Here is a 20,583-nt window from a genome sequence, read left to right as displayed (position 1 = left end):
CGGCTTACCCCCTTCAAACAGGATAGGCCAGATCGTTCGCAATCATCGCCGTGTCATAAATAGCCTGCCGTTCCTTCAGAAGCAGCTCATTGCCCTTTCGAGCAAAGCGGTCGAAAAGCCGACCGGCCTGATGCAGGCAAGTCGCGCCTTCGACCAGGGTCTGCATCAACATGTAGTTACTCTGAGCAATGATTTCTTCGTCTGTCACGTCAAGAATCCGAACGTTGGTGACGAAATGCAGCATCTGTCGCGGCGCGAACATCTGCGTTCTGGAGATAGCTACTGCGCGGTCGCGCAGCATGTCCCGCCCTTCGGCGTAGACCAGGCCGACCGGAAACCCGAGGGCGGCATTTTCGTACTCGGTCACCCGGTAAAGACAGTTCTCCGTAAAAAATTCCGGCCACCGCTCGACGTCGCCCCCGTCGAGCACCGCACAATATTCGGCATGAAAATCTTCCACGGCTGCGCGCGCAGCAAGTGCCTTGTCGTGTGCAATTGGTTTCTTTTCGAATCCTGGCAGCATTTAAAACCCCATCACGTCACGGTAGTGTTTGTACATCGCGCGAATTGCAGCTTCCGAAATCAGATTGTCCGCGGTTCCAATTTTTTCACTGTCGAGTTTGAGCACGCTGCGATCGGTTACGGAGCGACGCACACCTTCCTGCACAAACTTCATGGCTTCGTTGTCCTCGAGACCGAGGAATCCAGCCGGTCCCATCAGGTTGCCCTGGCGCAGCCGGTGACGTGTGGTCTCTTCTGTATCGTCTTCGTAGCCGAACATCGTCCACAGCATCACCATGCTGTTTGGCCCATTCGGAACGATATGCCGCACCCCCAAAGTATTCATTTCACGCTGGACGATCAGATTCGGCCAGATCGTCTGCATCGTCACCGACCATTCAGAGTCAAACTCCTTGACGTACTCAAGAAACCGTTCATCCTTGAGGACCATACCCTCGTGGAACGAACGCATTTCTTTTTTCTTGTCGGTGTCCACCGTTGCATAGAGTGAATCGCTTTTGGCCGACGCCATCGTGCCGTGTATGCCGTATTTACTGTCGGCCACCATCGCCGAGCGGTTCCCTGCAACCAGCAAGCCGAACACCACCAGGAAGGAGTGCAGCAGCGTTGCGTGGTAAGGATCCTTCAGATTCTCGTGGTACATCTTCCAGTTGCATGGCAGCTCGTTCTTGTAAAACCCGAGGATGCGCAGCTTCTTGCCGTTGAAGACGGTGTCGAAATCTTTCAGGATTTCGGGCGTGAGGTAATCTTCAATAGGCTCCATGTCGTGCGTGAACGAGGCGAAGACCACTCCGTTACGCGTCGTGACAGCAAGCTTCTTGAGACCGTGGTCCTCATTACGGAAGTCGCGCGGCATCCCGCCGAGCTTGTTCACACCCCGTTTGAACGGAATACCTTGCAGATTCCCTTTCAGGTCATAGGACCACTGGTGATACGGGCAGACGAACTCAGCATTGTTGCCGCGCGTGTGACGACATAATTCGGCGCCACGATGGGCGCAGCGGTTTTCGAACACATGAATGGAACCATCTTCTGCGCGTGAGACGACCACCGGCGTCGGACCTACATACGAGCGCTTGTAGTCCCCGCTGTTGGGCACTTCGGCCTCCAGCGCAACGAAGTTCCAGGTACGGCCCTGAAAAATCCGCTCAACCTCGCGAGCGTACACATCGTCGCTCGTGTAAACCCAGTCTGGAATAGCGTGCAGGCCGTCCTCCGGCCAGACCAGTTGCTCGATGGGCTTATTTTTGACGCTCGGCGTACCAAGGCCAATTACCGTCTCTGACGAATACAAAGTACTCTCCTGAATGCGTTATGAGTGAGCTTTTCGTTCAAGTTGCCGCAACTTGACGTTCAGGTCCGCGAGGGCCTCGGGGTCGACCTGAATCGCCTCCTCAACGAGACGGCGAATTGCACGCAGTTCGCCACCGCTATTGACTGCGAGCGCGTACACAATGACGTTGTTGCTCAGCCCCATCAGCAGAACCCTGTCGCTCGATACCCGGCGCTCGATCCATTGCTCTATTGGGCTGTCGAGCATTCCTAGCATCTGTACGTTCCAGTCATACTGATCTGTCCAGAACCAGAGGTTTGGCCGATATTCGATCGACTCTCCCAGCATGTTGCGCGCGGCAACGATCGCCTGGTCTTGCGCGTTCTGCCATGATTCGAGACGCAGACGTCTTCCGGACGCGCCAAATGGGAAATTTGCACAATCACCCGCGGCATAGACACCGGCGCCCGACGTCCGGCAATGCGCATCAACGTGTATGCCGTTGCCCGTTTCCAGACCAGACGCTTTGGCGAGCTCTTCATTCGGCTGCTGCCCAATGGCAACCACCACGAAATCGAACCGCTGCGGTGCGTGGTCGGCAAAGGTCAGCGCTACCCCCGACGCATGCTCCACGGAGGCAACCAGCCTTGCACCCAGCATGAACTTCACGCTGTTCTGTTCGTGCCTGGCGCGCAAACGCTCCGAGAATTCGTGCGGCAACGCGCGGCCCAGTATCTGCTCTCCCGCTTCAATCACGGTGACATCGATTCCGCGCGCCCTTGCACTTGCTGCGAACTCAAGCCCAAGGAAGCCGCCGCCGATGACGGCCACCGAACTAGCACCGGCCATGCGCTGCCGCACCCGCATCGCATCCGGCAGCGTACGCAGCGTGAATACATGGCGACTGTCCGGCGTACCGGGCAGGTGGCGCGCGCGACCGCCTGTAGTCAACAGGCACTTGTCGAAGCTGATGCTTCGCCCGCTCCTGAGCATCGCAGTGCGGTGTGTCACATCCAGTCTTTCGACACCGTCTGCGATCCAGTCGATCTTTCTGGTGGCGTAGAAGTCGCTCGAATGTAGCCACGCGTCGAAGCATTCGTTATCGTCCGCTGCCGTCAGCACCGTCTTTGACAATGCAGGCCGCTCGTACGGCCTATGCTGTTCATCACCGACGAGCAGGACCGATCCCTCGAAGCCATGCGCCCTCAACGTCTCGGCTGCACGGCCGCCTGCCTGTCCGGCGCCGACGATCAAAATCGTTTCCACTTTCGGATTCCTGACGTAGTCAAAAAGGTATGGCGCTCAGAGTTCAACCATCACCGCACCGCCTTCCACGTGGACCTTGTAAGTCCTGAGCGGAGCGCTCACCGGCGCACAAAGCGCGGCGCCGGTCTTCACATCGAATTTCCCCTGATGAAGCGGACACTCAACGCATCCGTCCTCGAGGAAACCGTCACTAAGCAGCGCGAACTGATGCGTGCACACGTTGTGCGTCGCATAGACCTCGCCATCTACGAGGTACAGGGCGATCTGCTCCTTGTCGACCGTTGCTGCGTAAGGCTCGTCCGGGTTCAGATCGTCAAGATTTGCCGCGAATTTGAGTGTCATCGACTTGCCTAGATAATTGATCAGTATGCTGATGAATTGATAGTATCAGCAATTCGTCTTGAGTCAATAAGGCAAGAACCTATCGTTTACCCTTTGAAAGTGGACTTTGCCGCAATAAGGGCCGAACGGTGAGCTCAACAGCTGGCAGAAACGTGAACCGCATGATGAAGAAGACGAAGGGATGCAGACGGAACCGCACGCCGCAGTTTCGCGCCGATCAGTAGCGCAAGGATCTCGGACCGGTTGATCACCGGCGACACCCCACTCGCCAGAATTATCAGCACACAGGACGTCCACCCCGGAACAATGAAGACGTTTTCAGCCCTCACCGGCTTATTTTTAGCCATGGGAGATCGGCACGGCGTACACGAAAGGAGACCATGCGCCTGTGAATCACTAGAGAATGAAAGGGACGGCGCGGCAGAATTGTCGTGACGAGGTGATAATCGCGACAAAGTCGCGCGCCGTCGAGGACCTCGGACCGGGGCAGTCGCTGAATTCATAGTTAAATTGGCTGAAGATAGCTTGCGATGTCTCAAAACCGACCGCATTGATCTCTATCAACTGCATTCGTATCGCGACCTATCGCCTCTTGATGAAGTTATCGATGCAACGAAAAGGCTCGTAGATTCAGGCAAGGTGCGATACGTCGGTTGCGGACATGCGAGCAACGAGGAGTTGAGACAACTCATCAGCTTGTACCGCCCAGGCCATTTCGTTTCTTGCCAGGTCGAATGCAACGTTCTGCAGCCGCAGGGGCTACGGCATCGGGCCTCGTTTTTTGATGAAAATCATCTCGCACTGTTGCCATTCAGGGTCTTGGGCGGCGGCGTTCTTACTGGTAAATATGTGCATCGAGGAATGCAAGTCTTTGCAAACTGAAGGAATGGATAAGAAGGCTGTCCATAGCAAGACTGATTCCACTTGCCTTGCTATTAACTTATATCGCGTCTGTGCCTCCGATTGCGTTAGGTTTACTTTACCCCGGGAGGGTTTAAGGGGGGCCAACCCTTACTCGGCACGATCCTGTCAAAGTCACCGTTCCTGAATGCATCGTCGCGCCTCTGCTGGAAACAGTGGTGCTTCAGTGGCTTTGTATTCCGATCTTAAGAAAGGCGCGGGTCCGAGCAGGCTTCGCAGTCCTCGCTTCAGCAATTTTTTTCTCGCGCATAGTTACAGTGTTTTATACATAAGCCTAACGTTCTGTGTAGGGTTGGTGCTGGGTTCGGTGTTCATGATCGAAGACTCACGAAGAGGCAGGCCGTTTTTGGCAACGTTTTTGGTACACGCTCTTCACAACACAGTGACCACAGGAATGATGATCTTAGCTGTTTGACCACATGCACAGATGACACAATGAACTCGGAGCGTGGTTGCAGCATCGCCTCGAAAGCTGCAGATCCGTGCTCATTCGTCCTCGGATACGCGCCATGATCGACATGTCCTCGCGCCTTGAGTTCAAAAAACCCAGGAGGACCATCGAAAAGTGGCGGTCGCGGTCGCGGTCGCGGTCGCGGTCGCGGTCGCGGTCGCGGTCGCGGTCGCGGTCGGGACGATAACCGCAACCACACCATAAAAGTGAATTCCGAGTGCGGTTACCGGATTTCAGGCATGCCTGGCACCCGCCCTCGGCACAGGACCAAAGAGATATTGCAGTTTGGTATTGGGGACGAAAACATATGACGTGTGGTCTTCTCCGGGTAGAGGTTCCCTTGACGAGCACGCATCACAATCTCGTCCGGCGTCACCGTGAATCCCTCTCGCGTCGCCACTACCTCGACATGCTGGTAGTCAAGCCGTAAAACAGGAACCCTGATTAGACCGAGTGAACGCGCTGCCGCGAGACGATGATGACCGTCCATTACGGCAAGGCTTTCTTTTTCAAGAAGGATCGGCACGCGCCAAAGATCGCTGTATTTCATTGCATTCGCAAGTTCCTCGGCATGTGCCGCGCTGTGTTCCTCATTGCGCAGAATTCTCTCTGGATCGATGAATTCGATTTCGACGATCGCGAGTTTCATGTCAACGTCCCTGCGCGGGCGTCAGCGTTCCTCACCACATCGAAAAACCTTCGCTCTGGATGCGGATGACTCAGGAAATCGTGATGCGATATATGCCATCCATATGCGCCTGCCAGTCTGAACACGATGCGATCACCCACTCGCAAACGCCCAACCTCGACTTCGCGCGCAAGAACATCTTTTGGGGTGCACAACTCTCCGCACAGCGTCACTGCCGCACGCTCAAGCGATGGTCTCCCGAACGCATACGGCCACGTCTCGTTGGGCACGATTGAAAAGGGATGATTGTGCTGCCACGACGAAGGCAGACGAAAATGGTGGGTGCCACCACGCAGGATCGCGAAGTTCTTTCCGTGATTACTTTTGAGGTCGACGACTTCTGTTACGTAGTAGCCACAATCTGCGGCAATGAAACGCCCGCACTCGAACACAATCCGGCAACCCTTGTCGAAATCGGTCAGCAAAGCACCGAGTCTGGCGCAGAATGCGCTCCAGTCGAAACCGCTGTCGGGGTCGACATAATTGACGCCGATTCCTCCTCCGACGTTAAGCGTCTCCAGCCTCAGACCACATTCGCGCTGTAACCGGCGTGCGAGCGTCATGTAATGGGCCATCAAAGCAAGATGCGACTGCGCATCCAGATTGTTTGAGAGCGCGTGTATGTGCAAGCCCACAACCTCCACCGCCGCAAGCGTGTTTGCAATCGCAATCACTCGAGGTAATTCGTTTTCCTCGATGCCAAACTGAGTTGGCTGGCCGCCCATCGTCAATGTACCCGTCGGCCGTTTGCTATCCGGATCGACAGTCAGCGCGTTCGGGTTGACCCGCAGGAGCACGCGCGCGCTTCGCCCCATTTGCGCCGCCACGGCATTGAGGCGCAGCAATTGCAGTTGGCTCTCGACGTGAAACAGCTCCACGCCGCGCGCCAGCCCGCCCTCGAGCTCCGAGTCGGTTTTTCCTGGGCCGCCAAAAACGACTCGCGCGTGAGGGCCAACTTCCCGGGCACGCGTCACCTCGCCGAGTGAGGCGACCTCGTAGCCCGCAACGATGCCATCGAGCGAGCGCAAAACCTCAGCATCGCTATTGGCTTTGATGGCATAAAACAACTCACAATTGCGCGGAAGCAATTCGACGAGCCCGGCAGTGCGCGTCCGCAGATGATCCAGATCGTAAAGATAAGCGCACACTGGCGATGCTACGCCAGCCAGATAGCGCTCAACCAAAGTTCGATTCATTCCCGAATCCCTTGAAAATCCTGCAGGCAGGCATGCAGTTGCTCGACCATCGCTCGCCGCGCGATACCGCGATCGTCGCCAGCGATCAGCAGGCGAGTGCCGCAACGATGTACCGTGGCAATTTCGTCGGCGTTGCGCGGAAGTGCACAGAAGGCCTTGCCATGCTTGCGGGCCGCCGCCTCGATTCGCGCGAGCGCCGACCGTATCTCCGCGTGTCCAGTCTGCCACGGGAGACCCAAATCCTGTGACAGGTCCGCAGCGCCGCCGAGCAGAACATCGATCCCGTCGATCGAGGCAATGTCATCGAGCGAATCGAGTCCTGTGCGGTCTTCGATCATCGCGACGACCAGCGTATCGTTCGATGCCTGCAGCACCGATTGCGCGAGATCGTCACGGCCGAAACCGTTTGCGGCGGTCGAATTCAAGCCGCGATATCCCAATGGCGCGTGATAAGCGGACCTGACGGCAAGCCGAGCCTCATGCGCCGTTCGCACACGCGGAACGACGATGCCTTGCGCGCCAGCGTCCAGAACCTGAACGACTTGATGTGGCGCAGCGATACGTACAAGCGCAGCGATGCCGCTTGCACGGGCGGCGAGAAGCATTGCGTTAAGCGTCGAACCGTCGATCAGCGTGTGCTCAAGATCGATCACGGTGAAATCAAATCCCGCGGCGGCGATCAGCTCAACCGATAGCGATGCGGGAGTTGAGCAAAACAGTCCAACCAACGGCGGCGTGCCGGCATCTCCAATGCGCTCTTTTAGTGATCTTGATGCCTCGGCGATTGATCTCATGCGAACTCCAGCTGGGCAAGCGGATTTGCGGTCGCGCGTGTTCGCAGACGGATCTCCGGTAGAAAGCGGCGACTTGCGAGCAACTCGACCTCCATCTCCGGCGCCAGACAGTCAAACAACGAAAAACGGTCTGCGAGATCGGGATGCTGACTTTGATAGTCGCCAATCGCACGAGCCACGATTGCCCAGAATTCGGTTTCGTCCAGATTGAAGTGGCAGGAGAAGAACCACGCAATCTCTGCGAGATTGACGAAGAAGAGCGCGTCGCAGGTGAAATCGCGCAGTTCATTGGCGTCGTCCGTCTCGATGAACGAATTCGGATTGACGCGAGCGTGTTCCGCTGGCGGAGCATACAAAGACGGCGGCGGCACGGAAAGCCATTGCTTCGAATAGCGTACGCCGTCGTGGAAATCTTTCAGCGCAACGCGCACCGGCAGGCCGTCCACATGCAGAAGCACCATGTTTTGCGCATGCGATTCAAGCGCGGTGCCGTTGCGCCAAAGCAGATGGAGCACAGGCAGCCAGGCCCGCTCCACCAGTCGACGGACCCAGACTCGCGCGCCATGTTGCGCGATCCAGTCGGCGATCAGCGGCCGGCCATCGGCGTCGATATGCGTAAGCGCAGTCATTGGCAACGCCGATTCGTTGGCCCGCACATGGCGATGCACGCTCTCGCGCCAGATACAGCCTAGCGCACCATAAAGCCCCGCGACGGGAACCGTCGGCACATAGGCAACGCCTGCAATTTCCTTGAGTATCACGGGCCGCGCGAGTGGCTCGCTCCAGTCGGTTCGCGCGACGAGATCGTCAAGCCAGTCGCTGATCGGCGCAGCGTTGCAGACGGTGTGCGGCGCAAGCACCCGCGAGGTCGACGTATTGACGAGATTCATCGCCAGTTTCAACGATGGCGCATCGAGCCGATTGACGTTCGCCAGCGTCCGGATCGACTGCTGCGGCCGGTATCGTCCGGCAAGTGGTCCAACGGGCACCAGTTCGCGACGCGAGAACGCGGAATGGCAGACCGTTTCCGCAATGGCGCTCCATTGCCAGGGATGTACCGGCAGCGGCACGTAATGCGCGGGATTCAGGCCGCGTTGAGCAAGCTGCACGTTGAACGCCGCTTGTTCCTCCAGCGAAAGAAGCTGCTGGGCATCGCGTCCCGCCACGTCCCGGCTGACGTTCGAACGGCAATGATCCGAATGCACAGCCAGGAGTACCGGCGCGACGCCGGAAGAACATTCGGGCGCGTAACGTTCGTTGTCGTCGAGTGTGAAGCCGACTCTCGATTTGTATCCCGGATGGTAGGGATGCGCGCCGATTAGCGCGGATTCGATCTCATCGTAGCTCCCCGTGCGAAGCAGTTTTCCTGATTGCGCCATCCGGGTCTGCGCATCCTTGATATGTGTGGCCGACAACTCCGCAGCGAATTGCGAGAGGCGTACCGGATCGGCACCGAGTTGCGGTCCCAGTTCCGCGACAACGCGCGCGACGTCATCGGCTTTCGTCATCACCCCGTTGTGGTCCCGGCTCACCGGCGAAACAATCCGGACTCTGCCGAACGACGCGGTTCGTTGCGCCTTGCAACGATAGAACACCGCTTCGCCGCTGCTGGTGGTCGCCGAAATCGACAACGTTTCGCCGGACCACGCCGTGTCGGGCAGCGCACCTTCGAACAGTAGCGCCTCAAGCAATTGGCGAACGACGCGTTCTCCCGCTTCCTGATAGGGAGCGCTTTCGAACAGCGCTTCGAATGCAGCGAATTTCATATGGATACCTCCACGGTCGCCAGCGGATTGGGAATCTCGACCCACGCCGGTAATTCGCCATGCCGGCCAAAACAGCTCATCATGTTCGCCTTGGCGGGAAGCGAAGTCCGGCCACGGACGTCACGCAGCAATGCGGTGACTGCGGGCTCTGGATCACGCGACCAGATGTCGGCGGTCAAACTCCAGAGCATTGCTTCGTCGCCATAGCCCGCCCGTGCCACGCCCGCAATCACGTGCCCGATGTGATTGACCAGCACGTAGTACAGGAAGCGATGCCACGCATCCTCATCGCGGTATAGCGCTGGACTGTCGTCGGGCAGGTTGAACGGGCGCAGGCATCGCGCGCGGCTGATGCTCGCCCCTTCCATGTCGCGAACATAGCCGCGCACCGGCCATCCGTCCTGAAACGCGACCATCGTATTTTGCAGATGTGCCTCAAGGCTGACGCCGTAGCGCGCGAACAACCGAAGCAATGGCATAAGCGTGACATTCAGATAGCGTGCCCACCAGGCGACGAGGTGTTGATCGCCAGGCGCCGTCCCGAGTGCTTCTTCAAGCAGCATGGCAAGCGATGATTCGCCTTCTGCCGGCTCCTCCATCACCGTCGCCAGCACCTGGGCATAGTCGCCCACTTCATCGCTCATGCCATCCCGATAGAGGACCGCCGAACTCGCCTTCAGGGCATCCTCCGTCGTCTCGAGTGACGCGCTCGCACCGTCGAGCAGAACCTCGAACGCATCGGAAGCGCGATCGCTGGACGGCAACGAGGCAATGTAGAGACTCGCATCCAACGCGCGAACGACCTGTACTGGAGGATTGTTGCGAATAAAATTCGTTATCCGTACATTGAGCGGAAGCTTCAGGAATCGTCGTTGCACGGGCAACCATACCGTTCTAACCGATGACGTCGGCCAGACCACTTCACCTAGCGGCCCGAGCGAGATCAGATCGCGACGTGCGAGCAATTTCTGGATTGTTTCCTGTTGCAACAGGTATTCGGCTTGCCACGGATGACAAGGAAGCAGGCGATATTCGCTGTCACCCAGCAACGCAGCCGCGGCGTGCATCGCTTCCGGATCGATCGGCGGACGTGTGCCGTCAATCGAGCGCGTATCCAGGCAGTTCGTCGCCACCGCGAAGTAATGCAAACGGAACGATGCCCCGAGTTCTGGCGCGAACGCCTGCATGTCGCGCTCGGCAAAGCCATCCGATGCTTTCGACGTCACATGGAATACATGCCCGAAGCGGAGCGACTGTTCCGCGCGCACGAACGCCGATACGCCAGGGTCTGGGGTCTGCGTGTGGTAGTAGCGCACGCGATCCACGCTGTTTTGCATCAGCGTCGTGAAGCGTGCGATCCAGTCGGGGCTGATCGCAAGCCCGCGGGCAAGCGACTGCGCGATGCGTACAATCAGCGCCTCGATGCCATCGAACTGGACATGACCGGAGCCGCCCGGCAATTCCACGATGGCGTAGCGCCCTACTCGATGGAATCCAATGAGGGAAAAATAGTCGAGCGCGACATAAAGGCGGCTGCCGTCACCGGGAAAGGCAATCGTCGCCACGTCCAAACCTGCATCGCGCCAGCTTTGCACGACGGCGCAGACATCGTCGGCGAGCTCCCGGTCTGCATCGGGTGAAACACGCGGGTCGAACTGGCCGGTTTCCCGGCAATACGTGTTGAAGTATTGTTCGAGCAACCTTCGATCAAGCGCAGACAGAACGCTTTCGGCACTGTGAGGTTCGTCGACACGATGCGTTGCATGGGAAGCGTGGGACACCTGCAGCGCAGCATTTCGCGTCAGCGAAACGGATCTCGGAGAGGAAAACAGCATAAGTCTTACCTCGAATCGGAAACGGAGATGGGATGGGCCGCCGGCGCGCTACGCGCGACTACCGCTGCGGCGATGAACATGGATGCGGTCAGCCAGAGCGTCGCGGAAGCGCCGACACAAGGAAGAAAAACGAGAACGGCAATCGGTCCGAGCAACTGTCCGAGCACCATGGCACTTTTGGAGACCACCGTGATGCGGCTTCGCATTGCAGGCGGCACACTGCGGCAGCAAAGCAGCAGAACTGATTGGGCCAGCGCGGCGTAGCTGGCGCCCTGCACGATGCGCAGAACGCCGATCTGCCACAAACGGGAAGCGAACGGCATCAGCGCAAGGACGATCGCGCACGACAGCGCCGCAGCGACGAAGTGACGTGCGGGATCCCCACGGTCGTTGCGCGCCCCCCACCACGGCCCCGCAACGAGCGTGGCGGCCCAGCCAAGCGCATGCAAAACGCCGATCTTGCTGGCGAGAAAGCTGGCACCCGCCATGCGTTCATCGACAAACAGAGCGAACACGTTCACGAGCGCGAATGCGCCGGCTTGCGTCAATGCGCCTGCGAGAACCCAACGAAGCAGGACAGGATCGGCGAGCAATGTCGTTCCAGGCGTTTCCGCCGCCCCTACGCGCTCCGCGTTTCTCTGGCTGGGTTCACGCAACGCGAATGCCAGCAGCAGCAATGCGGCGCCCGTGCAGAGTGCTACGCCTAGTAGCAATGGGCGCACCGACCAGTGGTCCTGCAGCACGCCTCCAAGAACGGGACCAGCAAGAGCGCCCGCCGCTACAGCGGACTCCTGCCAGCCAAGCGATCGCCCCTGGGCAGCGGGGTCACTGACACGCGTGATGAAAGCCGTAATGATGACGCCCACCGTGCTCGCGCCTTGCAGCAGGCGCCCGCCCACGAACATCACGACGTCGCGTGATATCGCCATCGTCGTCATGCTCACGACGAACAGCGCGAGGGCAAAAAGAAGTGCCCGCCTATACCCGAATCGCTCGCACCAGCGCACTGCGTAAGGTGCGCAAAGCAACGCGCCAACGCCCGGGGCCGCTAACGCAATGCTCGTCCAGCGTGCTGCATCGGCGCTGGAGCCGCCGCTCAGACCGTGGAGATAGAACGGCATGATGGGCACCAGCACCATCAGGCCTAGCGTGATCACGCCCTGGCACACGATCAGCATGGCGACGGCAAGGTTCGCACGACGCATTACGGAACCCTCGCTGGTTGCGCCGGTCGGCGGGATAGCAGTGGATTGCCGATTGCGCCCATTCCACTGGGCATCCCCGTGCCCAGCGCCGCACGCGCCGCGAGCGGTTCAAGCAGTTGCTTGAACGGCCAATGCTGTGCGTCGAAAAGCAGACGCGCCACGTGATCGCGCGTCGGGCTCGTGGCGAAGACACGCTCTAGCACCTCGTGCAGCGTACGATCGACAATGCCCCAACCCGTAGCCTCGTCGCCATCGAAACAATCAGCGATTGCGGCAATGATCGCGTACAGATTGACTTCGACCGCGAGGGTCTGGAAATAGGCGAGCAAGGCGTCCCGCGATTCGAGAATCAGGGTATTAGGCGTGCTTCGATCGATCACATAGTCAGGCACCTCCACGCCCGCCCCGATCATGACCGCAGGGCAAATCCGCAACGTATCGTGGTCACGCAGCACGATCTTGCATGGCCCATTTTCCCCAACGCGCAACAGCACATTCTGGCCGTGCAACTCAGGCATGACACCGTGCGCAAAGCAGCGCAGACCGAGTTCGATCAAGAGGTGCGCGATACGCTCGAACATCCTCCACGCATATTCCAGATCCGCTTTTCCTGTTGTTCCATTCGCATGACATAACACTGCAAACGCGGGAAGATGTGCATCGCTCGTCGACGCAGCGCAGGCGGCCATCGGCAACAGCCAGCCGTCAGCGTCGGGATAGCGACGCAGCATGCACGCCAGCACTCCCTGCCCGGCAATCAGCGTACTGTCGTTGCCGAGCGCCCACCACGCGCGCTCATCGCACAGTTCAAGATGCTCACCTAACCACTTGTCACGAATACAAAGCTCGCGCAGGCAAAGCTCGGCAAGCACTGCGTTGTGAAGATATCTCGGTGGCATCACGCGCGATGCGCCGAGCGCCTGAACACCCAGAGAAAGCTTCAGGTGCAACCGTTCGCCCGATCCGATGCCGAGCGTACGCAACGAAGCGGTCGGCCTCACGGTTCCGCATCCTTCGCCGAGATCGACGCATTGCGCAGCGAGCTGCGGATGCTTCGCCTGGATCTCCCCCCACTGCCACGGATGAACGGGCATCCATAGCGCAGCCGGATCGATACCGAGCAAGGCGGCACGTTCTGCAAGCACGGCAAATGCATCTGCATCCAGCACTGCTCCGGCGATTGGCTGGTGGTCGTCCCACTCCAATGCCGGTTCACCCGAACACCACAGCACGTTTCGCGGCACGGCGACCCAGTGCAGCGCGATCTCGCCAGCCTCGACCTCGAAGGCATCGCCTGAGCTGCCGGGCCACAATTTTGCGCGTGCAAGCGGATGAAAGGGCCGGTCGCGCAGACAGCAAATCGCCTCCCAGGCCATCAGGCTGTGCGGCGTTGCGTCGATATCCGCCAACCATCGCGCCTGTGCAGCAAACGTTTTCTCGATCTGACGCGCTGCAAGCGCCAGCAACTCCGTCAGACGGTGGCTGTACGCAGGCCACCAGTCCGCTCGTTGCAGTGCTTCGAGTGTCTGTGTGACGTTCAAAGCCTTTCGACCGGCCTCACTCGCCAATTGCACTCCAGGCCCCGATCGCGCGATCCTCAAAGGCCGCACGCCATTTAGCCGCGTGCCTCGCCACATAAGTTCGAGGCCACGACCGAGCGACAATACGAGTGCAGTGTCGGCGGCGCCGCCAATCCTGCGGGTGCGGGCGCGCATGCCGTACAGATCCTCCAGCCACAGCGCGTCGAGCAGATCCTGGGCGAGCAGTCGTTCGACACTGCCGTGTGCGAGCGGATCGACGCATGCCATTCTGCAATCGACCTCGTTTTCGGCGTATGTCATAGCAGCGGCAGCCGGGTGCCCACGCCCTGCTCAGTTGCAAGCCGATAAAAATGACGCGCGCAAACCATGTCGTCCAACGCCATCCCCATGGGGTTGAGCAGGATGATTTCGTCGTCGTTCTCGCGCCCCGGGCGTTCGCCGATCACAATTTCACCGAGTTCGGCATGCAGTTGTTCACGACTGAACCGCCCTTCGAGCACCAGTTGATTGATGATCTTTTTCTCGCGATTCGACTGATCCCAGTCGTCGACGATCACCTTGTCCGCTTTTTCATAGACGTCCTTCTGCACGTCCATGATCGAGACGTTGCAAACAAACGCGCCGCGCTTGAGCCACGCGTACTCGAGATAGGGCGTGTCCGTGACCGTGCAGGTCACGATCACATCGGATGCGCGCACCGCGAGTTCGGCGCTCGCCATCTCTTCAAAGGCGACCTGCGGATAGCGCTCGCTCAACTCACGGCTGAAGGCACGCATCGCGTCGCGCGACAAATCGAACAGATGAATGCGTCGAATGCTGGCGAATTGTTCGAGCAGTGTCTGCATCTGCATCTTCGCGATCGGGCCGCAGCCGACGCACGCGACGTCAGTGAAGCCGGCACGCGCGAGATGGCGCGTTGCTACCGCGCTGATCGCGGCCGTGCGCATCCCGCTGATCAGTCCGCCTTCCATGATCGCGACCGGATAGTTCGTATCGGCATCGTTCAGGACGATGACTGCGCTGGCGCGCTCAAGCCCGAAGCGAGACGGATTGTGCTGCCGGCTGCCGATCCACTTCAGGCCGGCGATCGGATCGTTGCCGCCCACATAGCACGGCATCGCGATGATCCGATCCGCGATGTGATCCGCACCCGCCCAGCGCAGATACGGCTTCAACGGCTGAACGAAGGCGCGTCGCGCGTGCAAGGCCAGTCCATCGGCAATGGCGTCGACATAAGGTTGTGATCGGTTGCCACCGAGGGCGATCAGATCCTGACGGCCGAGATAGAGAAGGCCGGAATGAGCGGGTTGGGTCATATCAGTGAACCTCTTCGAGAAGGGAAGTTGAAAGTGACGATGTTTCAGGCTGCGTTTGCGCAGCGCGCGCTGCGGCAATGCGCGCCAGCCAGCTGTCGTCGTACACGCTGTCGAGATAGCGCTCCCCGCGATCGGGCAGCAGCGTGACCACGCGAAGTGGACGCGCTGCGCGCGCCAGCAGGCGGTCAATCGCGACGACAACGGCGCCCGACGACCCGCCCGCGAAAATGCCTTCATGTTCGAGCAGACGCCGGCAGCCGAGCGCCGCGTCGTAGTCATCGACATGCTCGACTTCGTCGATATCGTCCAGACAGAGCAGCTCGGGAACGCGACTCGCACCAATGCCAGGCAGTTCACGCGGGCCAGGTTTCGCGCCAAACAGGACCGAGCCGACCGCGTCCACCGCCACGACCTTCAGTTCCGGCCACGCACGCCTGAGCCGTCGCGCGATGCCGAGTACCGTGCCCGATGTGCTGACGCCCAGCACGAGCACGTCGGCCGGTTGTTCGAGCGCGCGGGCGATCTCATCGCCCTCTCCGTGGAAATGACTCTCCCAGTTGCGCGGATTGCCGTACTGATTGATCCACACAGCACTCGTGTCCCCAGCAAGCATCTCCTGCACACGTGCAATGCGGGTTTCGAGGTAACCACCCTGACTGTCCTTGCGGCTGACCTGCTCGATGCCCGCGCCGTAGCAGCGCAGAATCTTCAGGTTCGTCGGCGAAATCTTCGGATCGACGACCGCGGTAAAACGCAGGCCTTTCACCCGGCACACCATCGCCAGCGCGATCGCAAGATTTCCCGACGAGCTTTCGATGATGTGAGCGCCGGGCGCGATCGTGCCGTCGGCCAGTCCGCGTTCGACGATATAGCGGGCCGGGCGGTCCTTGATGCTGCCCGCCGGATTCAGCATTTCCAGCTTTGCGAACACTTCGGCTTCATGCTGGGCGTACAGGCGATCGAGCCGCACAAGCGGCGTGCCACCAACGCAATCGACGATATTTCTGCCGATCATCACTCCCTCCTTGATGAGGATGTTTCCAACAGTTAATGAGATTGCGTCTCATTAACTAACGAACGCGCACAGCGCCCCGAAGAACGCCGCGCACCCTTACCAGCGATGGGTATAGCTGGCCGTCATCACGGCGCCTGCGGCAGGCAGGCGGCTCGTGTTGTTGCTGTTGCGCATGAGCTGGCTGTATTGCGGGAAGTAATAACGGTTCAGCAGGTTTTCGACGCCGACCGTCACGCGATCCTTTTTCGTGACCTGATAGCGCGAGATCAGATCGACGGTCGTATAGCTGCTCACATCCATGCGCCCGAAGCTGGTCTTGCCGTTGAGCCGGTAGTCACGGGCCGCGTAGAACGTCGCCTGCAGGCGATTGCTCCAGCGAGAAGACGGCCGGTACTCGAGATACGCGGTCAGCTTGAGCGGCGGAATCCGGTAGCCCGTCATGTCCTGAAAATTCGCGCTGTTCTGCGGACGCTCGCGGCCTTGAATGTAGGTCAGCGTGCCGCCTGCGCCCCACTTGTCATCGTCGCTCACGTAGTCGAGCGTCGCTTCGACGCCGGAAATGCGCTCGGCCGTTCGCGTGAGAATCAAACCGTTGTTAAAGCTCTGCACATCGCCAAGCTCGGACGTCGTGTAGAACAATGCGATGGTGCCGTCCGTGTTTTTGCCGAGGCTGCCGCGCCAGCCGATCTCATAGTTATTGGTTTTAACAGGCTCAAGGCTCGACGAGTGAATATCGAAACCTGCGGTTGCATTGCGCAATTGCAGGCCGACGTCCGGCAACTGGAAGCCCTGACTGAACGCCGCATAGACTTCCTGGCCCGGAATGGGCGCATAGGCAACGCCCGCATTAAACAACCACGCGCCGTAATCGGTCGATCCACCCGGCACCGTGTACCTGTTCGCCAACCGCAATTGCGAAAGCGGCACGAAACTATCGAAGCTCCCGCTTGCATGCTCGTAGCGCACACCGCCTTCCGCCGACCATTTTTCGTTGAACTTGTGCTGCAACTGCGCGAATCCGCCGACGCTGGTCGTCGTGAGCGGCGGAAGATACATGAGCGTTCCGGTCTTGCGATAGACCAGACCGCCACTGGCGTCGTATGCCGTGGGCGAGAAAATATCGTCCGGCATGTCGCTGCGCTCCTGGTTGAAATCGGCGCCCCACTGGATCTTCGTGCGGCCGGCGCGATCGAGCGGCGTCGTGATCGTCAGACGGCTACCGAATACCTTCGAATCCTGCATGACCTGGTCGATATTGCTCCCACGCGTTGCAACGGCACGCGCGTCGAACGGTGCAAAACGTGTGTAGTAGTCCCGATAATAGATTTGCGCCGCGACCTCGCTGCCCAGCACATCCTTGTTGCTGTATTGCAGGTTGAGCTGCGTGTTGCGGATGCGGTTCTGGTCGTCGAGCTGGAGTCCATCTTTTGCGCGCGCGGCAACCGTGCCGGGCGTCAGCTTCGCGACCGATGGATCGCTTGCGTAATCGGTGTCCTGCTTCGCGTCGAAGTGGCTCGCCGAAAACACGATGCGCTGGTTCGCGTCGATGCGAAATCCGAGTTTGCCTTCGACGTTATAGACGTTCGAGTCGAACAGATCGCCCTGACTGGGCTCCGGCGCAATGCGATGACCGCGCGCGTCGTATGAGCTGCCGATGTGCTGCGCGTCGACGTTGAACTCATATTCGACGGGGCCGTGACTGCCCGCGAAATACTGCTGGACGGTGCCGCCAAGGCCGCTACTCCCCAAATGGGAAAGCGGCGACGTCATGGAAAACGTCGTCTCGGCGCGAGGCTCACCACCGGGTTGCCGCGTCGTGAACGACACAATGCCACCTGTCGCGCCCGCGCCGTAGACCGCGCTGCTGCCACGCAGGACTTCGACTTTCTCGATGTTGTTCGGATCGACGTTTGCCAGATTGCGGGCGGAATCGCGATTGGTGTTCAGCGGCACGCCATCGACCAGCACGAGGATATTTCTGCCACGCAGGGTTTGGCCGTAGTCGGTGATCGTATGGCTCGAATCGGCCATGCCGGGCACAGCCTTGCTCAATACCGTCGCCAGATTGTTCGAGCCGGTTTGCAGATCGCGCAGTTCGTCGCGGTCAATGACCGTGATCTGTCGCGTAGGACGAACGAGGTCGCTATGGGTCCGATCTGCTGAAATAGCGATGGCCGAGAGCTCTGCCGGCTCCGCCGAACGGCTCGCACTCGAATCGGATTCTGGCGATGCGGGCGCTGCACGCTCCACTGTGAACGTGTTCGCGCCTGTCGCTTGAGCGCGCATTCCGGAGCCCGCTAACAACTGGTCTAGCGCTGCGGAGGCGGTCATCCTGCCTTTCACGGCATGGCTCGTCGCCTGCTCGGCGCTGGCCGTCGAAAACAGCAGTTGCGCATTGGACTGCCGTGCAAACGCATTCAGCGCGCGGTCAAGTCGCTGCGCAGGAATGTCGAATGATGCCAGGTCCCCACCCTGCCCCCACGCCGCGGCCGACAGACAGCTACTCGCAACCGCTACGCACGCGATGCGCCCCAAACCAGCATGGCGCCCATGAATCCCCATACCACCACTCCTCGTTTGAATCGATATAAATCGATGACTCTCACAAGGGTTGCCGGATCGGCCGATGGTTTTGTTGACGTCCCGGAGAAAATATTTTTGAGGCAGGGTGGGTGACTAGCGATGCGCGATCATGGCCGCACCACTGACGTCACGCTTTACCTTCAGCGGCAGCACGTGGGGCAACATATCGAGCAGCGCGTCGATGTTGGCGGTATTGAACTGGCCAGATACACGCAGGTTTGCCGCGCGAGGATCGAGTTCGATTGGCGCCTGCCGATAACGGCGCATTTCCGCAACGGCGACGCTTAATGGCGTTCCGTCGAACGCCAGACGCCCATCGCGCCAGCCCAACGCCTGATTGGGATCGAACGACTGGCGTGCACCTATATGACCCGCGGCAACGGTAACGGCCTGATCGGGCTTAAGGTCGACGGGAGCTTGCGCGCCTGTGGCGACGGCGACCGAACCGGACACCACGCCAACCTGCACGCTGGCAGCATCGCGCCGTACAGCGAACGTCGTCCCGACGTCGTGAATCACGACATCACCTGCGTAGGTCACGAGCGGGCGGAACAAGGAATGCGCGACTTCAATCGATGCCTCTCCACGATCGATCTGCACACGGCGCGACCGGATATGCCATTCGGCACGCACGGACGAACCCGTATTGAGCGCAAGCCGGCTACCGTCCGCAAGCAACCAGTCACGGTGCTCGCCTACGGCGGTCTGCAGCGTATCGACACGGTAAGGCGGATCGGCGAACCAGACTGCAGCGACCGCCGCCGCGGACAGCATCGTACTGCCGGTAACGCGCCGTATTGTTCGGCGGCGAGCCGCCCGGCGCACCACCGCGTCAAGCGGATAACGCGCGCGCAACGCGTCCTTGAAGGGATCGAGCGAGCCGTCTTGAAGGGATGTCGAATCGTGACTACGGGAAGGCTCAGGCAACATCGGCATTTGCCGTCTAGGTATGCAGAGTGTTCTGCAGGATCGGAGTAAGGGCCGTCATCGCACGGGCCATATGTTTGGCCACCATGTTACGCGACATCCGCAATTGTGCCGCCACTTCTTCCTGCGATAAATCGTGCAGTTTGTGGAGGATGAACACCTCGCGGCATCGCTCGGGCAAGGCATTGATGATCTGCTCGAGCTCCTGCACGGTCTGCTGGTAACTCAGGGCCTGCTCTCCGTCGTTATCGTCCGAGCGCGTATCGGGAACAACCACACCCGTCGATTCCGTGTGACTTGCATGCGCCTCATCCCCTCTCCATCGATCGATCGCCCGATGGATAGACATATGCCGCAAAAACGCGAGTGGCGCATGGACGGCGGCTTCAGGAGGCCGCTGGAGAAGCTGGACACCGACATCCTGAACCACATCGCAGGCGAACGCTCGATCGCCAAAGCGACGCCGTACATGGCTGACGAGATCTTCGTAGTGCTTGATGAAGGCAGCGATCAACGAAGAGTGGGCGGAATCGCGGTGCGAGCCTGTCACATTGTTACGGGATGAGCGAGCATCACGCCCGAAATGATAATGCGTCTCATTATTTATGTATATTACAAAGCTGTCAACGCCCGTGAGGTTCGGCAACCGTCATTATCGGGTCGTGACTGCCGCGTGGCCTAACGTTCAACTTCTGGTTTACTTTTTGTCTGCTTCCGCTTTATTCGACAGGGCCTGGATCACCCTCATTAAACGGATCGATACGTTTATCGCGAAGTGAGGCGCCAAGCGATAAACGTTTGTCGTCGTACAACTCTATTTCAATCAAGCCCGCTCCCCCCACCTCCCCAACCACAGCATCGCCCCGCACACCCGTCACCCTCGATTCCAGTCCCCAAAACCCGCGATCGAATTTGTCTTTCTGACAGATTCGTCATCTCGAT

Annotated in this window: 16 protein-coding genes; all 16 read right to left on the bottom strand. The window is 59.5% G+C overall.

The genetic code is table 11. The features are described from left to right. Positions 1–13: 13 nt before the first annotated feature. The 16 genes from GXB81_RS02850 to GXB81_RS02770 all read right to left on the bottom strand — a co-directional run bounded on the left by GXB81_RS02850 (position 14) and on the right by GXB81_RS02770 (position 20,191). A complete protein-coding gene (locus tag GXB81_RS02850) occupies positions 14–523 on the bottom strand; it encodes an aromatic-ring-hydroxylating dioxygenase subunit beta (RefSeq protein WP_167044778.1) in 510 nt (169 codons plus the stop codon). After that, the gene (locus tag GXB81_RS02845) at positions 524–1,816 is read right to left on the bottom strand and encodes an aromatic ring-hydroxylating dioxygenase subunit alpha (RefSeq protein WP_205988323.1); all 1,293 of its coding nucleotides are present in this window, start codon (positions 1,814–1,816) and stop codon (positions 524–526) included. It abuts the gene before it with no gap. Between the two features lie 18 nt (positions 1,817–1,834). Beyond that, the gene (locus GXB81_RS02840; RefSeq protein ID WP_205988322.1) at positions 1,835–3,061 is read right to left on the bottom strand and encodes an FAD-dependent oxidoreductase; all 1,227 of its coding nucleotides are present in this window, start codon (positions 3,059–3,061) and stop codon (positions 1,835–1,837) included. A gap of 36 nt (positions 3,062–3,097) precedes the next feature. Continuing rightward, on the bottom strand, positions 3,098–3,403 hold the full coding sequence (locus GXB81_RS02835; protein ID WP_028197862.1) for a non-heme iron oxygenase ferredoxin subunit: 306 nt from the start codon (positions 3,401–3,403) through the stop codon (positions 3,098–3,100). A 1,595-nt stretch (positions 3,404–4,998) separates the two neighbouring features. Further along, on the bottom strand, positions 4,999–5,424 hold the full coding sequence (locus GXB81_RS02825) for a ParB N-terminal domain-containing protein (RefSeq protein WP_205988320.1): 426 nt from the start codon (positions 5,422–5,424) through the stop codon (positions 4,999–5,001). Next, positions 5,421–6,659 (bottom strand): type III PLP-dependent enzyme, encoded by a 1,239-nt coding sequence (locus GXB81_RS02820; protein WP_205988319.1) that lies wholly within the window; start codon positions 6,657–6,659, stop codon positions 5,421–5,423. The genes GXB81_RS02825 and GXB81_RS02820 overlap by 4 nt, the downstream gene beginning before the upstream one ends. Next, on the bottom strand, positions 6,656–7,453 hold the full coding sequence (locus GXB81_RS02815) for an aldolase/citrate lyase family protein (RefSeq protein WP_205988318.1): 798 nt from the start codon (positions 7,451–7,453) through the stop codon (positions 6,656–6,658). Before GXB81_RS02815 ends, GXB81_RS02820 begins: the two co-directional genes overlap by 4 nt. Continuing rightward, a complete protein-coding gene (locus tag GXB81_RS02810) occupies positions 7,450–9,219 on the bottom strand; it encodes an IucA/IucC family siderophore biosynthesis protein (RefSeq protein ID WP_205988317.1) in 1,770 nt (589 codons plus the stop codon). The genes GXB81_RS02815 and GXB81_RS02810 overlap by 4 nt, the downstream gene beginning before the upstream one ends. Beyond that, positions 9,216–11,054, bottom strand: coding sequence for an IucA/IucC family protein (locus GXB81_RS02805; protein ID WP_205988316.1), 1,839 nt, complete (start codon positions 11,052–11,054; stop codon positions 9,216–9,218). The genes GXB81_RS02810 and GXB81_RS02805 overlap by 4 nt, the downstream gene beginning before the upstream one ends. Positions 11,055–11,059: 5 nt before the next feature. Continuing rightward, positions 11,060–12,259, bottom strand: coding sequence for an MFS transporter (locus GXB81_RS02800; RefSeq protein ID WP_205988315.1), 1,200 nt, complete (start codon positions 12,257–12,259; stop codon positions 11,060–11,062). After that, complete coding sequence (locus GXB81_RS02795) at positions 12,259–14,100, bottom strand: IucA/IucC family protein (RefSeq protein WP_205988314.1); 1,842 nt, start codon at positions 14,098–14,100, stop codon at positions 12,259–12,261. Before GXB81_RS02795 ends, GXB81_RS02800 begins: the two co-directional genes overlap by 1 nt. After that, positions 14,097–15,116, bottom strand: coding sequence for a 2,3-diaminopropionate biosynthesis protein SbnB (gene sbnB, locus GXB81_RS02790; protein WP_205988313.1), 1,020 nt, complete (start codon positions 15,114–15,116; stop codon positions 14,097–14,099). Before sbnB ends, GXB81_RS02795 begins: the two co-directional genes overlap by 4 nt. A 1-nt stretch (position 15,117) precedes the next feature. Further along, entirely contained in the window at positions 15,118–16,131 is a 1,014-nt protein-coding gene (sbnA, locus tag GXB81_RS02785) for a 2,3-diaminopropionate biosynthesis protein SbnA (RefSeq protein WP_205988312.1), read from the bottom strand. A 96-nt stretch (positions 16,132–16,227) separates the two neighbouring features. Next, positions 16,228–18,693, bottom strand: a complete 2,466-nt coding sequence (locus GXB81_RS02780) for a TonB-dependent receptor (RefSeq protein WP_205988311.1) — start codon at positions 18,691–18,693, stop codon at positions 16,228–16,230. A gap of 114 nt (positions 18,694–18,807) precedes the next feature. After that, complete coding sequence (locus GXB81_RS02775) at positions 18,808–19,650, bottom strand: FecR domain-containing protein (RefSeq protein ID WP_205988310.1); 843 nt, start codon at positions 19,648–19,650, stop codon at positions 18,808–18,810. 7 nt (positions 19,651–19,657) lie between these two features. Further along, positions 19,658–20,191: an RNA polymerase sigma factor gene (locus GXB81_RS02770; RefSeq protein ID WP_167044920.1), complete on the bottom strand. Its 534-nt coding sequence runs from the start codon at positions 20,189–20,191 to the stop codon at positions 19,658–19,660. Positions 20,192–20,583: the final 392 nt, after the last annotated feature.

The sequence above is a fragment of the Paraburkholderia sp. Ac-20336 genome, assembly GCF_017105025.1.
GTDB lineage: Bacteria > Pseudomonadota > Gammaproteobacteria > Burkholderiales > Burkholderiaceae > Paraburkholderia.
Note: the sequence above shows the minus strand (reverse complement) of the source record. Positions and strands in the feature narration are given on the sequence as shown.